The following is a 14263-nucleotide window of genomic DNA, read 5'->3' on the forward strand; positions in this document are numbered from 1 at the left end:
CAATTAAATCGAAGCGATGCCGTGTGTGGGCAACGCTGCCATCAGATGTCCGGTAGAGGATCGTCTATCGGACAGTGCGCTCCTTCGCATTGGCGGACCCATGCGTTAAACTGACGCGACGAATCGGTTGGAGGGTAAATTGGCAAGACGGCGGCTCCTGACCGATCGTGAGCGCCGATGCTTATTCGAGCCGCCGACCGACGAAATCACGATCATCGCCAACTACACGCTGTCCCCTGACGACATCGAGGTGATTGGCAGACGTTACGGCGCGCCGAACAGACTTGGCCTCGCAAGTCACATTGCCCTGATGCGCCATCCTGGTTTCGGTTTGTCGGCAAGCAATGCCGTACCCGTTCCCATTCTGCATTATCTTGCCGCTCAGCTGAACGTCGATCCGACAGTGCTCACCACCTACGGTCAGCGCCCGCAGACCCGAAACGACCATGCCGAAATCGTCGCCGGCTATCTGGGGCTGCGCCCTTTCCGCCGCTTGGACATCCCCCTCGCACTGGAACTGGCAGAAACTGCCGCGCGCTACACGGACCGCGGCGAACCCATCGTTCGTGCACTGCTCGAAGGGCTCAAGGACAGGCGCTTTATCCTGCCGGCACCGGACACGTTGGAGCGGGCCGGTCTTGCCGGGCGTGCTCGCGCGCGCAGAGCGGCGGCCGCCGCGCTCATTGAGACGCTGGATTCCAACAAGATCGCGCACCTCGACGACCTGCTCGTCAACAATTCCGATTTCGGGATGACACCCTTGGCTTGGCTGCGGGCCTACGATGAAGCGCCAAATGCAGCGAACATCAATGGCCTCCTGGAGCGGTTGCGGTTTGTGCGTGCTATTGGCATCGACCCCGCTGTCGGCACGGCGATCCCCGAATTCCGCTTCGCCCAATTTGTTCGCGAAGGAGGCGTGGCCCCGGCCTTTCTGCTTTCCGACTATGGCCTCAACCGCCGCCGGGCAACGCTGGCGGCAGCCGTCGTCGACCTGGAAGCCCGGCTCGCCGATCACGCGATCCAGATGTTCGACCGTCTGATCGGCGGCATGTTCTCGCGTGCCAAGCGGGGCAAAGAGAGGCGCTATCAGGACAGCATCCAGTCCGTTGGCCAGCTGATGCGATTGTTCGGTGCGACGATTTCGGCCCTCGACGAAGCCGTCCAACACGGTGGCGATCCGCTCGAGCTGATCGATGAAATGGTAGGCTGGCACAAGCTGGTCGCCGCAAGGGCCCAGGTCGACGCGTTGGCCAATCTCGCGGGCGAAGATGCATTGGTCGCAGCAACCGAGCGCTACGCAACGTTGCGCCGGTTCAGCCCGGCCTTCTTCGAGGCGTTCTCATTCAAGGCGTCCGGCAGTCGGTCGCAGTTGATCAAGGCCATCGACATCATCAAGGATGCCAACCAGCGCAAGGCTCGCCAACTTCCGGACAACGCGCCGCTTCCATTCCCGAGCCGCAAATGGAAGCAGATCATTACTAGCGGCGGGCGCATTGATCGTCGGCTATATGAAACCGCAGTTGCCGCCACCTTGCGCGATGGCTTGCGCGCCGGCGATGTGTGGGTCGAGGGCAGCCGCAGCTATCAGCGCTTCGATGCCTATCTGCTGAGCCGCCGCGACACAGCGAAAGCCCTGGAGCAGCTTGCCTTCGAAACCAATGCCCAGGCCTACCTTGCCGAGCGCGGCAGAACGCTCGACTGGCGGTTGAGGCGCTTTGCAAAGCAGCTGAAGGGCGGAAAACTCGAAGGCGTGTCACTGGAACGCGACCGATTGAAGATCCAGCAAATGCCGCCGATCACTCCGCTCGAAGCCGAAACGCTGGACCGCCGGCTCGACGGGCTATTGCCGCGCGTCAGGATAACCGAGCTGCTGGTCGAGGTGGCCGAACGCACGGGCTTTCTGTCCGCGTTTCGCGACCTGCGATCCGGCAAGGAGCATGACAACCCGAATGCCGTGCTCGCGGCCATCCTGGCGGACGGTACGAATCTGGGGCTTGAGCGCATGGCCAATGCCAGCGAGGGCGTGAGCTATGCCCAGATCGCCTGGACCCACAACTGGTACCTGTCGCCCGAAAATTACCAGCAGGCGCTTCAGACAATAGTCGCGGCCCATCATCGCCTCCCGTTCGCTCGCCACTGGGGATCTGGAACCAGTTCGTCATCCGATGGCCAGTTTTTCCGCTCTGGAAGAAGCCGGTCCGGCGCCGCCGAGATCAATGCCAAATATGGTGCCGATCCGGGGGTGAAGATATATTCGCATCTATCCGACCATTTTGCATCTTACGGCTCACGGATCATGTCCGCGACCGCAGGTGAAGCCCCCTATGTGCTCGACAGCCTTGTCCTTGGCGCTGAGCAACTCCCGTTGCACGAACACTATACCGATACCGGCGGCGCAAGCGACCATGTGTTCGCGCTGTGTCATTTATTGGGCTTCCGGTTCGTACCGCGTCTGCGCGACATCGCCGATCGCAAGCTCGCTTCCATCCTGGCCCCGTCGACCTATCAGGGCATCGAATGCCTGATGGGACGCCCAATCAAGGTTGGCGCGATCGAGGCCGATTGGGATGATATCGTTCGGATCGTGGCATCGATCAAGGATGGCACCGTCGCCCCATCTGTCATCATGCGGAAACTCGCGGCCTACAAACGGCAGAACAAGCTGGATTTTGCGCTTGCCGAACTCGGCCGGATCGAGCGCACGCTGTTTACCCTCGACTGGTTAGAACAGCCCGCGCTGCGGCGAGCATGTCAGGCGGGTCTGAACAAGGGCGAAGCGCGCCACACCCTGGCAGCGGCCATCTACACCAACCGTCAGGGACGATTCACGGACCGAAGCCTTGAAAACCAAGAGTATCGCGCCTCTGGCCTCAATCTACTAATTGCCGCGATTGCCTATTGGAACACGCTCTATCTCGATCGGGCCATGCAGCACCTCATTGCCACCGATGCCGAATTTGACCCGGCACTCCTCGCCCATCTTTCGCCGATGGGCTGGGCGCACATCAGCCTTACCGGCGATTATCTTTGGGACCAGGCCATGCGTGTTCCTATGGGCGAATTTCGGCCGCTGAACGACCCCTTGGCGCGGCTCAAGCTCGTAGCATGACCAGTGTTCTCGAAATGTCCGTGAAATCGTTGTCTGGCGCACAAACCTTGAGGTGATGCCATATCCCCCAGACCACGGTTTTCGTGCTGCCGGATCACCCACGCGCGCCCAAGCGCAAGCGGGCGAGCATCAAGCCCATGCGGCTCGATGACGATGAGCTGGCGGCGATCGAGGCGGCCGCCGATCGCTACGGGCTGACCTTTTCCTCGTTTGTGCGCGCCGCGTCATTGTCGGCCGCCCAGGGCAAAGGGCTGGCGGGCCTGCCGATCCGCAGCGTGCGGCGCAAGCCCGTGGACCGGGAGATGTTGGCCCGTGTGCTCGGGCAGCTCGGCAAGATCGGCAACAACCTCAACCAGCTCGCCAAGAACGGCTATTCCGGGCTCGATCCTGCCGAGCGGGCGCAGGTGGCCGAGGTGCTTGGTGAAATTCGTGCGCTCGCGCCGCAGATCATGGACGCGCTTGGGAAGGGCGGGCCATGATCATCAAGGGGGGCAGCGTCGGCAACGCGAAATGGTGGGGCAATCACCTGCTCAGCGAGAAGAACGACCGCGCCGAGGTCAAGGACATGCGCGGGGTGTTGTCGGAAGACCTGCGCAAGGCGCTCTATGAAATGCGCGGGGTTGCCGAAGGCAGCCGGTGCGGCGCGAATTTCCTATACCAGGCCAATATCAACCCGGAGCGCGGCGAGGAGCTGAGCGAGGCGCAATGGGCGCAGGCGTTCGACGTGCTGGAACGCAATCTCGGGCTTGAAGGCCATGCGCGGGTGATCGTCGAGCACGAGAAGGAGGGCCGCGTTCACCGGCATTGCATCTGGAACCGGGTCGATTCCGAGACGATGCTGACCGCGAACATGTGGGGCAATTATGAGACGCACGCCGCGACCGCGCGCGAGCTTGAACAGAGCTTCGACCTGTCGCCGACGCCGAGCCCGTCGCGCGAGGCCGATCGGCTGCGCTCACCTGAGCAGTGGGAATATGAGGCGGAGCAGCGCAGCGGGATCAGCCGCGCGGCGGTGCGCGAGGAATTTACCGAGCTGTGGTATGAGGCCGAGAACGGGCAGGCATTCAAGGCGGCGATCGAGGAGCGCGGCTATATCCTGGCGCGGGGCGATCGTCGCGATTTTTGCGTGATCGACCAGGCCGGAGACTATCACAGCCTGGCGCGCCGCCTGGACGGGGTGAGGGCGGCCGAGGTCCGTGCGTTCATGGGCGATGTTGACCGGGAATCCCTGCCCAGCGTCACCGAGGCGCAGGCGATGCAGCGCGAGCGCATCGAGCAGGGCCAGGAGCAGGTTGCAGCACACGATCGTACCCAGGCCGAGTATCCGGGTATGTCGGGGGCATACGATAGCAGGGTGACCGAGGCGCATAATCTGCGCGATGACTTCCGGGCGGCGCGGGTTGAAGCCGAGCAGCCGCAACGCGATGCCCACGACACCGATTCCGATACCGACGCGGGAGGTCAGGGGCAGGACGCCGGGGCCGATGGCGTCAGGGACGGCCTGGCGGTTGTCGATGCCGCTGCCAACACATTCGCCAAGCTGGGCGATTTTATCGCGGATTTGCTTTCGTTCGGAGCAACCGAAACGAAGCCCGATCCGGCGCAGGAGATCATTGCCCGTCGCCGTGCCGCGGCGGCGCTCAGCAGCATCCGTGACGACATCGAGCACGATCGGCCGCTTAACGCCGAGGATGTACGCAACCTGTCACCGGCGACGCTGGCCAACATCCAGGCCAAGGGCGACGCCTGGCTCGTCATGCTCGCCGAGCAGCACCAGCGCGAGGAGGAGGAGCGCCGAAGGGGCGGGTTGGAACGGTAGCGGCCTATCGCCCGCCTCGCGGCGGTAGGTCAGGACAGAGCGGGGAGGGAGGGAAACGCGGCGTTTATGGGAACGCGGCGCGAAGCCGCTTTTCTGGTGCATCGCGGGCTTTGCTGGCGCGGCAGGGTGGCCAGGGCGATGCAGATCGGCGTGACGCGGGCCAGGTGAAAGGCGGGCGGCGCGGCAGGGGCGACGGCCGAACGGATATTTCGGTGCGGTGTGGCGGCGGGCCTATCCGGAGCGGCCGGATTGATCCGCAGGCGCTTGGCCGCGCACGGGATGCCTACAAGGAGGTTTTGCGCGGCATGGCGGCGCAGATCGAGGCGATCATGCGCGATCCTTCGCTGACCCATGATCAGAAGCTTGCCGCTGTTGCGAGCCTCAGGGCGGCGAAGCTGGCCGAAGCGAAAGCCGTGCGAGCGCGGATCATTGCGGAGGCCAAGGCGATTGCCAAGGTCCGGCGGCGTATGTCGAGACCCAGGAGGGGATTATGACATATTGCCCTTTGTTCGACGCGCTGCAGGCGTGGAGAACCGGACGCGGAGCGGACGAAGGCGACGCCCTTCGTCCCGACACCACCCGATCGGCATCACGCGCAGGCCAGGGTCAAGGAAAATAGGAGCCGCTGCACCGCATTTTCCTTGAGGCGGCCGAGCATGATGGCACTCAAGCCGCATAAACCGGGCACTTCCACGAATTTCTTGCAAAATTAGAGATTTACATGTCAAATGTTCCCTGTCCGGCGATGGCATGAGGCGCGCTGGACCCATAACAGAACAGGAGGGGGCAATGGCCAAACCGACACACGACCTGACGCTGATTTCAGGGGAGGGCAAAAGCGCGCAATTCACGCGGGTTGCGGCGCTGTGGCCGACGAAGGACGGCACGGGCTTTACAGGCGAGATTCCGGCAGGGGTGACGATCACTGGCCGCGTTGCCGTCCTGGCGCGCAAGGATCAGGACGACGAACAGTCCTGAAATTTTGTTGCTATTGGCCATTTTGCTACGAAATGTGGCTGTGGCAGAAAATAGCTTCAAATTCGAGATTATCTGGCTATTGCCGCAATGCGGTATAAGGCAATGCGGTATAAGGCAATGCGGTATAAGGCATTGTGGTGGGGCTGGTGAAGATTCTTTTGGCAGATTATTCGGGCCATCCGTTCCAGGTGCAGCTCGCGCGCGAGCTTGCCCGGCGAGGACACACCGTCCGTCATGTCTATTCGGCCAGTTTCCAGACACCAAAGGGCAATCTGACACACCAGCCCGGCGATCCTGAGGGTTTCGAAATCGTTCCGGTTCGCAACGTCGCAGTCTTTGCGAAGGGAACTTTCTATGCCCGCCGTCGGCAGGAAATAGAGATAGGCCATGCATTTGCCCGACAAGTTGCGGACTTCCGGCCCGACGCTGTGGTGTCGAACAATGCGCCGCTCGATACCCAGCGCGTTTTCCAGAAGGCTGCATCCCGCTACGGTGCGAAATTCGTGTTCTGGCTGCAGGATATCTACAGCGAGGCGATTTCGCGGGTGATTCCGAGGAAGCTTCCGGTCGCCGGTCACGCCATCGCGGCTTGGTATCGTCATCTCGAATTCAGCATGTTGAAATCCAGCGATAGGATCGTCGCAATTACCCAGGATTTCGTTCCGATCCTTACGGCCAAGGGCGTCGCTTCCGATCGCATCGCGGTGATTGAGAACTGGGCGCCGGCCGATGAACTGCCGCACTATCCACGTGACAACGACTGGGCCGCGAGTAACATGCCTGAAGGGCTGCGGATTATCGAGCGCAACGAAGCTGGCTTCACCGGCGCGCCGGGTGAGGATGCTGTTCTGCTCGGTGCGCTCGCGTGTCTCGCCGCCGAGCCTGATCTGCGCAAGCGGCTTGGCGACAATGGGCGGGCCTATGCTCACAAGACTTTCGACATTGGGGAAATCGGCGATCGGTTTTGCGCGGTTCTGCAGGACGCATAAACTCGGAAAGGTATTTCTATGAAAACGGCACTGGTGCTCGGCGCAGGCGGCTTTATCGGAGGCCATCTGGTCAAGCGGCTCAAACGCGAAGGTTTTTGGGTGCGTGGTGTGGACCTCAAGTTTCACGAACACGCTGAGACCGAGGCGGACGACTTCGTTATCGCCGACCTGCGCCAGCAGGATGCCGTTCATCGCGTGATCGATCGTAATTTCGACGAAGTGTACCAGTTGGCGGCCGACATGGGCGGCGCTGGTTACATCTTCACCGGCGAGCACGACGCGGACATCATGCACAATTCGGCGACGATCAATCTCAACGTCGCCGACATCGCACACAAGCGCAACATCAAGAAGATCTTCTACTCCTCCTCAGCTTGCATGTACCCCGCCTACAATCAGGAAGATCCAGACAACCCGAACTGTAAGGAAGAATCGGCCTATCCCGCCGCGCCCGACAGCGAATATGGCTGGGAAAAGTTGTTCTCGGAGCGCTTGTTCCTCGCCTACAACCGCAACTACGGCACCAAGAACCGGGTCGCGCGCTATCATAACATCTTCGGGCCGGAGGGCACTTGGGACGGCGGCAAGGAAAAGGCTCCGGCTGCGGTTTGTCGCAAAATCGCCCGTGCCAAGTCGGGCGACGCCATCGACATTTGGGGTGACGGGCTGCAGACGCGCTCGTTTCTCTATGTTGACGAATGCGTCGAGGGCACACTGCGGCTGGCCCGTTCGACTGACTTCGAGGGACCGGTCAACATCGGTTCGGACGAGATGGTGACGATCAATCAGCTGGTCGAATATGTCGCTGACATCGCCGGCAAAAAGATTGAGAAGAATCATATTCCCGGGCCGACCGGGGTGCGTGGGCGCAATTCCGACAACGAGTTGATCAAGGAGCGCCTCGGCTGGGCTCCATCGCAGACGCTACGCGCGGGTCTGGAGAAGACTTACGAATGGATCGAGCTGCAAGTTCGTCGAAATGTCCGATGATGCCATTTTGACCATCTAGTTCGAATATGCAGCGAGAAAGGGGCGATGTAAATGAAAGCGCAAAAGCACGCATCCTATTTGGCATTGTTAATCGAACAACCAGCAGCTCTAGGCGACGCTCTGGGCAGGATAGAGAATTTTCTTTCTAGAGAAAATAATTTGGAGTTATTCTCTAAATTCAATATTTCTCGCGATGATCTGGAATTAATCATTGCGCATAGCCGTGCGACTAGCAACTCCGTTATAATGCATGTGATGAAGCCGAATGCATCTGATGTGAGTCATTAAGGGGGGTGAGGACAAATTTCGGTTTATCCGTTGAGGACTGTGCGAGCCCGGAAGGTTTCGGTCGATCGGTGCGTCCTGCCGATTACCTGCTGGACTCGATGGCGGCGGAAGTTGATAGTCTCTTGTAAACGAGGGCGATCGGGAGGGCCAGCGCCCATCACGCCCAGGCCCTTCCGATCGGCCCTTTCTATCTCTCAGAACTATCCCTTGCTTCAATCTCCCAAATCACGGTACCTTGTGGCGGCAATTCGGAGATTGAACCTTGTTTGTCGGCTATGCCCGCGTTTCCACGCGCGACCAGAATCCCGCCTCGCAGATCGACGCGCTATCGGCGGCCGGCTGCGAGCGCATATTCACCGAGAAGGTGTCCGGGGCCAACCGCGACCGCCCCGAGTGAGGTGGTGCCGTTTTTTTGGACAGGGTGATAAGCTCAGCTTGACCTGAGGAACGGACAGGAATGAAGACGACGAGAAAGCGCTACAGCGCGGAGTTCAAAGCCAAGGTGGCGATGGAAGCGATCCGTGGCGATCTGACGCTGGCGGAACTGGCAGCCAAGCATGGCGTGCACCACACGATGATTGGCGCTTGGAAGCGTCAGGCGATGGATGGCATGGCCAGCCTATTTGACGGCGGGGATCAGGCTGCCAAGGCTACCAGCGAGGCCGAGATCGAGAAATTGCACGCCAAGATCGGCCAATTGCTGGTGGAACGGGATTTTTTGGCGCGGGCCTCCGGTCGATGAGCATGGATCGGAGGCGGAAGATGGTCGAGCCAGACAACCCGAAACTGTCGATCACGGCGCAATGTCGCCTGCTCTCGATCAGCCGTTCGGGCTATTATTACGCGCCCGTACCGGAGAATGGCGCGATGCTGGCGCTGATGGGCGTGATTGACCAGGTGTTTATGGACTGCCCATGGTACGGTAGCCGGCAAATGGCCCGTCACCTGCAGCGGATGGGCCATGCTGTTGGCCGTCGCCGGGTGCGGCGCCTGATGGCGAAGATGGGGTTGGCGGCAATCTACCAGCGCCCACGCACCAGCGATCCCCATCCAGAGCACCGGATCTATCCCTATTTGCTGCGCGATCTGGCGATCACGCGGCCCAATCAGGTGTGGTGCGCGGATGTAACCTATCTACCGATGCGGCGGGGCTTTCTGTATCTTGTCGCCATCATGGACTGGGCGACACGTAAGGTGCTCGCCTGGCGCATCTCGAACACGATGGACGCCGGGTTCTGCGTCGAGGCGCTGGAGGATGCCATGGCCCGCTATGGCAAGCCGGAGATCTTCAACACCGATCAGGGCAGCCAGTTCACCAGCCATGCCTTCACCAGCGTGCTGCGCGAGGCCGAAGTGCGGATCAGCATGGACGGCCGGGGCCGCTGGATGGACAATGTCTTCATCGAGCGCCTGTGGCGATCCGTGAAGTACGAGTGCGTGTATCTCCACGCGTTCGAGACCGGCAGTGAACTGAGGGCAGGCCTCGGGCGTTGGTTCACCTATTATAATCACCATCGGCCCCATTTCGTCCTTGCCGGTAGAACCCCGGCAGAGGCATATGGAAACATCGACCCATCAGGTCATGGGGGGCATGCCCCCCATGACCTGATGCTCAAACGCGCGGCATAATGACATCGGCTTGAGCTTAACTTCGCCGCAAACCTGTCCAAGGAAGCGAGACCACCTCAATGAGTGCGGCCGGCATTTCCGATCAACGCGCGGGCCGAACAATGGCGGGCGCCATATACAATCGCCCCCAGACCGTTTGGCAGAGGCTGTTCGTTTGCGCGTATCTTACAATGCTCTTTGGGCCAATATACAGCCTGTTTTCGGGTATTGAAGGGATGGGAATTGTCGTACGATCTTCCAACTCGACAATTTACATGGCGATTTGGGCAGCATTATACGCGCTATTGGCGGCCAACACCGTATTTAAATACGACATGTTTTTTGTACCGTTTCTACGCGGATGGGCTGTCTATTTATTTTTCATTTTTGCGATATTTTCATATTTAAGTTATACGCCAGAATATTACGCTGTTTATATTAAATTTGCAGGATATGTTTTCAGTTTTATTTTTGGATCTTATTTGTCATCATGTTTTGGTATAAGAAACACGATGAAATATTTGATATTGATTGGTCCATTCATCTTAATATTCCATTTTCTAGCCTACCCAATCGCGAGCAACATGATCGACTATGACCTGTTGGGGCGATCCAATGTGCTGGGCTTCAAGCCCTATGGTGGCTTCTTCGGTCATAAGAATCTCGCTGGAATCGCATTTGGCGTGTTGGCCGTTTGTGCTTTTGACGATCAAGCCTTGTTGGCGTTTGGAAAATTCAGAAAAGTCTGGGTAGGGCTCTATTTCGTCGCGCTATTGGCGACTGGCGCGGCCGGCCCGTTGATCGCGACGATCATGGCCCTAATTCTGGCATGGGGTCTGAAGCTGATTGTACGGCGCAGCCAGTTCTCCTTCTTTTTCTTGCTCGGTTCCTCGTTCACGGCGGCACTGGCTGCCTTGGTTGGCGCCAATGGCCTTCTGTCGCTCGTCGGCCGCACGTCGGGCATGACTGGCCGAGACATGCTGTTTGAAGCCTGGAGGATTTATTTCTGGCAGCGGCCGATGCTCGGATATGGCTATGCCAATTTCTTCACTGGCCTGCCCGATTCACCGGGTGCTCAGCTAATGTGGTTGACGCCATGGCATAAGGTATTCTTGACATTCGAGAGTAGTTATCTAGAGGCGGCGATTCAATTCGGCATATTTGGCTGCATTCTTCTTTTCATTATTTATATAATGGGTTTCTACAAGGCCCTTAAGGGTGCAATGACTGATCCAACGGATTCTGTTCCAAGGACAATGGTCGCCTTACTCGTGCTCATTCTGGTCTCGTCGATTTCCGATACATATCTGACCCTGCAGAATTCGATCTTCCCGACCCTTGTCGCGGCGAGCTTCTATGCGGTTTACGCCCGGCCCGCGCCCAGAAGGACCAGACGCAATGAACCCATTCCAGGCGGAGGGGCGGCCCGTGCGTGATTGCGCCATTGGCGTGATCGACGACATCACGCTCGGAATTGGCCAATATGTATCCGGTGTCGTTGAACAGGCGGGCCGACTGGGTGAGCGTGAATTCTATGCTCATGCATTTGGCGTCTGGATGTTCAGCTGTCTCGGCAAGTCGTTCGATCGGCCCAGGCATCGGTTGCTGGACGCGATCCACGCGAATGGTGATGCGGTCAGCGATCACCATCCGACCAAATTTCACTGGGAATTTGTCCGCTTTGCCCTCGAAAAGGCAAAGGTCCTCGGCGGCCTCGAACCATATCATTCGGTGACCTCCCTTTTGGGCGGCAAGCGCTTCGCCAACGTGCCAGTCGCCAATTGGACATTGTTGCGGGCCGCTGCCCGGGCAGCGGGTTCGCCGATTGCTGGTGCCCTTGCCGCACATGCCGAGCGCGGGCTGGCGCTGCTCTATTTTCAGGGGAGGCACGGATTCATCGAGGATCGCCGCCATGCTCCGACCGCGCAATATCATGCTTTCTCGACAGCGCTTGTCGGCATGCAGGTCATGGCTTCCGGCTTGGCCCGGCGGATGCATCTCGCAGCCTTCCTCAAGGCTATCGGCGCCCTTGAACGGATCATGCTGCCCTCCGGAGACATGAATGTCTTCGGGCGCGGCGCGAAGCAGTCCTTCGGCTATGCCGCCGCGACGCTGGGATTTGCCCAGGCCTATGCACTCACTGGCGACGAGCGCTACCTTGCCTGCGTCCGACGGGTAGTGCGGTTCCTGGCCGACGCGCAGCGCGCCGATGGGTCGCTGCCGCTGGTCCTCGGTGGTCATGAAACCTGCCGTGGCGAGTTGGTCGACCTCGACGATCCCCGTTTCGCGGGCTGGTATATCTATAACAATTATTTCGACTATCTCTGCTTCACCGGAGCGCTGCTCGCGGAAGCCCGCGCTGTCCTGGCGCGCACGTCCCACCCTGTGGCGCCGTCCCCCGCGCCTCAAGCCGACGCATGCGTGGCCGACAACATCCTGCGCATCAGCCGGCCGCTCTATTCCGCCCTTGTCCTCCCGCCCGCCACCGGCACGGCCGACAGTCTGCCGCTCCCGTTTCTGGAAATCGCGGGGCGCCAGCCGCTCCCTTGCTATGGCGGCGAGAATTATCCCAACCAGCTCTATCGCCTCGAAGGATTGCCGCTCCCACGTCTCATTGCCCCGGATGGAACGAGCAAGATGCTGTTCGAGCCGCGTGCCTATCGGTGGACTGGGGACCGGAGCTTCTCCGGGAGTGGGGACGGCTGGCGGCTGACCCGCCATTTTCTGTTCGAAGATGATCACTTTACGGTGCAGGACGAGCTGCATGTCGATGCTCGCCATGCGGGATGGGCCCTCTTTTCGCCTCGCATCCTGATGATGGCCGATTGCGTCGAGCAAGATGAAGACGGGGCCTTGCGAGCGCCGGGCCTCAGGATCGCAAGCGAGCGACCGTTGACCGCCGAAACCGATGAACAATGGTGCGCCCGCGGTCGATTGATCGCCTATAGCAACCCTACCACCATTCCCTCCGAAGGGCTGTCTCAAAGCGCGACCATCACATTCGACATCGACGGCAAATGCTGACGCTCTTCTTCCGCGTCGGACGCGCGGCCGGGTTCGGCATCACCGAGCAGGCGCTGTCGAGCATTTCCAATTTTCTTTACATCGTTTTCCTCAGCCGACTTCTCGACGGCGTGGCCTTTGGCTGGTTCAGCATCGCCTGGTCGGGCGCGATGCTGATCGAGGCCATTATCTGGGGCATGATCGGCGACGGCGTCCCGGCAATTGCCGTGCGCGTGCCGATGGAGAACTGGCCGCAGCTGCGCGGAGCGATATTGGCGTTGTCCGTCGCTGTGGTGGGGAGTGTTTCGGCCCTGCTGCTGATTGCCGCGGCGCTGACGACGATATTTGACCCGTCGGTGACGCCGGTTCTGGCCGGAACCGCGATCGCCGTGCCCGGACTGCGTGGACAGCAGGTCTATCGCCGGCTGTGCTATCTCGACGAGCGACGCGACTACGCGCTTTATGGAACAGTCTGCTTTTCGCTGTCTCTGGCCCTGTTGTCGGGGATCAGCTGGTATTTCAGGCTGAACAGCACCTTTGTGGCGCTCGGCGCGCTCGGCCTGGCGTGCGGCGCGACCTTGCTCCCGCTCAGCCTGGGTATCCTGACCTTGCGCAAGCCGACCGCGCGGCTCCTGGTCTGGGCGACGCGGCGCATGTGGCGCTCGGGCCGATGGCTGATGGCGTCATCGCTGAGCTTCTGGCTGGGCAACACCGGCATGGTGCCGCTGGCCGGCGCTCTTTATGGCCTTGAGGCCAGTGGCTCACTACGTGTCCTCCAGAACATGGCCAATCCTCTCACGCAGCTGTCGGCCGTCATGTTCTCGATCGCCCTGCCGCCTGCCGCCAGGAAGCTGCGGAACAATCCGAAGGCCAATATCCTGCGCCTGTCGATTGCCATGCTGGCGGTCTTCTCGCTGGTCGGATTCTCCTATGTCGTCGCCTTCACCGCGTTGGGCACGAGGTTCCTCAATGCTGTCTTTCCGGGCAAGACGGCCGGTATTTCCGATTGGACCGTTGCCGTCGTCATGTGTTCCGCTGCGTTCGACGTTGTCCGGTCCGGCGCGTCCGTCCCCATGTTCGCGCTGGGAAACACGCGGGAATTCTTCATGGCGCGCAGTGTGTCCTTGGTCGTGCTTTTCGTCAGTCTCCTGGCGCTCTCGTCGGTCGGCGGTCTGCTGGGGCTCTGTCTGTCGATGGCTCTGGGCAACCTCGCGGCGACGATCATCATTTTCATCAGCCTGACGTTCATGATCCGCAAGATGTTCCGATCATCTTGAGACACAGCCCCCCCTACGATCGCGCAGCGACAAGTTTGGCATCTGTGCGATGCCGGACCCGTTTCGACCGAACCAACGGCGATGCGGCTCTGGCGTCATTGGCCAGGCGGCCTGCGGTCCCGCGCGTCTCGTCCGGGCCCCATGCCGCAATCGGCCCGGCGTATAGCCATCCTGTGCCGGCGGTCTTCTCGAACCCCCATGA

12 protein-coding genes and 1 pseudogene are annotated in these 14263 nt (G+C 60.2%); all 13 read left to right on the forward strand.

Annotated elements, in window-relative coordinates; all coding sequences use genetic code 11:
* Window positions 1-139 precede the first annotated feature (139 nt).
* The 13 genes and pseudogenes from DM450_RS25370 (at window position 140) to DM450_RS25430 (ending at window position 14061) form a co-directional block, all read left to right on the forward strand.
* Window positions 140-3109, forward strand: a complete 2970-nt coding sequence (locus DM450_RS25370) for a Tn3 family transposase (protein ID WP_142640282.1) — start codon at window positions 140-142, stop codon at window positions 3107-3109.
* Window positions 3110-3192: 83 nt separating this feature from the next.
* A complete protein-coding gene (locus tag DM450_RS25375) occupies window positions 3193-3588 on the forward strand; it encodes a plasmid mobilization protein (protein ID WP_409529382.1) in 396 nt (131 codons plus the stop codon).
* Complete coding sequence (locus tag DM450_RS25380) at window positions 3585-4928, forward strand: relaxase/mobilization nuclease domain-containing protein (RefSeq protein ID WP_142640225.1); 1344 nt, start codon at window positions 3585-3587, stop codon at window positions 4926-4928. The genes DM450_RS25375 and DM450_RS25380 overlap by 4 nt, the downstream gene beginning before the upstream one ends.
* Before the next feature lie 305 nt (window positions 4929-5233).
* Window positions 5234-5422 carry a hypothetical protein gene (locus DM450_RS25385; protein WP_142640227.1) on the forward strand — a complete coding sequence of 63 codons (189 nt, stop codon included), beginning with the start codon at window positions 5234-5236 and terminating at the stop codon, window positions 5420-5422.
* A 295-nt stretch (window positions 5423-5717) separates the two neighbouring features.
* The gene (locus tag DM450_RS25390) at window positions 5718-5906 is read left to right on the forward strand and encodes a hypothetical protein (protein WP_142640229.1); all 189 of its coding nucleotides are present in this window, start codon (window positions 5718-5720) and stop codon (window positions 5904-5906) included.
* 137 nt (window positions 5907-6043) lie between these two features.
* Complete coding sequence (locus DM450_RS25395) at window positions 6044-6895, forward strand: glycosyltransferase (RefSeq protein ID WP_260610786.1); 852 nt, start codon at window positions 6044-6046, stop codon at window positions 6893-6895.
* A gap of 18 nt (window positions 6896-6913) precedes the next feature.
* Window positions 6914-7885 carry an NAD-dependent epimerase/dehydratase family protein gene (locus tag DM450_RS25400; RefSeq protein WP_142640233.1) on the forward strand — a complete coding sequence of 324 codons (972 nt, stop codon included), beginning with the start codon at window positions 6914-6916 and terminating at the stop codon, window positions 7883-7885.
* Between the two features lie 51 nt (window positions 7886-7936).
* On the forward strand, window positions 7937-8173 hold the full coding sequence (locus DM450_RS25405) for a hypothetical protein (RefSeq protein ID WP_142640235.1): 237 nt from the start codon (window positions 7937-7939) through the stop codon (window positions 8171-8173).
* Window positions 8174-8435: 262 nt separating this feature from the next.
* Window positions 8436-8567: pseudogene (locus DM450_RS25410) on the forward strand (recombinase family protein); the annotation flags it as partial.
* 63 nt (window positions 8568-8630) lie between these two features.
* Window positions 8631-9802, forward strand: a protein-coding gene (locus tag DM450_RS25415) for an IS3 family transposase (RefSeq protein ID WP_142640239.1) whose coding sequence is annotated in 2 segments (ribosomal slippage) — window positions 8631-8898 and window positions 8898-9802 — 1173 coding nt in all. Because the reading frame shifts where the segments join, the coding sequence is not laid out codon by codon here.
* A 59-nt stretch (window positions 9803-9861) separates the two neighbouring features.
* Window positions 9862-11217 carry an O-antigen ligase family protein gene (locus DM450_RS25420; RefSeq protein ID WP_142640241.1) on the forward strand — a complete coding sequence of 452 codons (1356 nt, stop codon included), beginning with the start codon at window positions 9862-9864 and terminating at the stop codon, window positions 11215-11217.
* Window positions 11180-12805, forward strand: a complete 1626-nt coding sequence (locus tag DM450_RS25425) for a hypothetical protein (RefSeq protein ID WP_142640243.1) — start codon at window positions 11180-11182, stop codon at window positions 12803-12805. The genes DM450_RS25420 and DM450_RS25425 overlap by 38 nt, the downstream gene beginning before the upstream one ends.
* Window positions 12799-14061, forward strand: a complete 1263-nt coding sequence (locus tag DM450_RS25430; RefSeq protein ID WP_142640245.1) for a lipopolysaccharide biosynthesis protein — start codon at window positions 12799-12801, stop codon at window positions 14059-14061. Before DM450_RS25425 ends, DM450_RS25430 begins: the two co-directional genes overlap by 7 nt.
* Window positions 14062-14263 lie beyond the last annotated feature (202 nt).

It is taken from the genome of Sphingomonas sp. IC081 (genome assembly GCF_006874585.1).
Taxonomy (GTDB): Bacteria; Pseudomonadota; Alphaproteobacteria; order Sphingomonadales; family Sphingomonadaceae; genus Novosphingobium.

Coding starts and splice junctions, on each gene's coding strand:
- DM450_RS25380 (WP_142640225.1), top strand. CDS start 3,585: ATGATCATCAAGGGGGGCAGCGTCGGCAACGCGAAATGGTGGGGCAAT.
- DM450_RS25385 (WP_142640227.1), top strand. CDS start 5,234: ATGGCGGCGCAGATCGAGGCGATCATGCGCGATCCTTCGCTGACCCAT.
- DM450_RS25390 (WP_142640229.1), top strand. CDS start 5,718: ATGGCCAAACCGACACACGACCTGACGCTGATTTCAGGGGAGGGCAAA.
- DM450_RS25400 (WP_142640233.1), top strand. CDS start 6,914: ATGAAAACGGCACTGGTGCTCGGCGCAGGCGGCTTTATCGGAGGCCAT.
- DM450_RS25405 (WP_142640235.1), top strand. CDS start 7,937: ATGAAAGCGCAAAAGCACGCATCCTATTTGGCATTGTTAATCGAACAA.
- DM450_RS25420 (WP_142640241.1), top strand. CDS start 9,862: ATGAGTGCGGCCGGCATTTCCGATCAACGCGCGGGCCGAACAATGGCG.
- DM450_RS25425 (WP_142640243.1), top strand. CDS start 11,180: ATGAACCCATTCCAGGCGGAGGGGCGGCCCGTGCGTGATTGCGCCATT.
- DM450_RS25430 (WP_142640245.1), top strand. CDS start 12,799: ATGCTGACGCTCTTCTTCCGCGTCGGACGCGCGGCCGGGTTCGGCATC.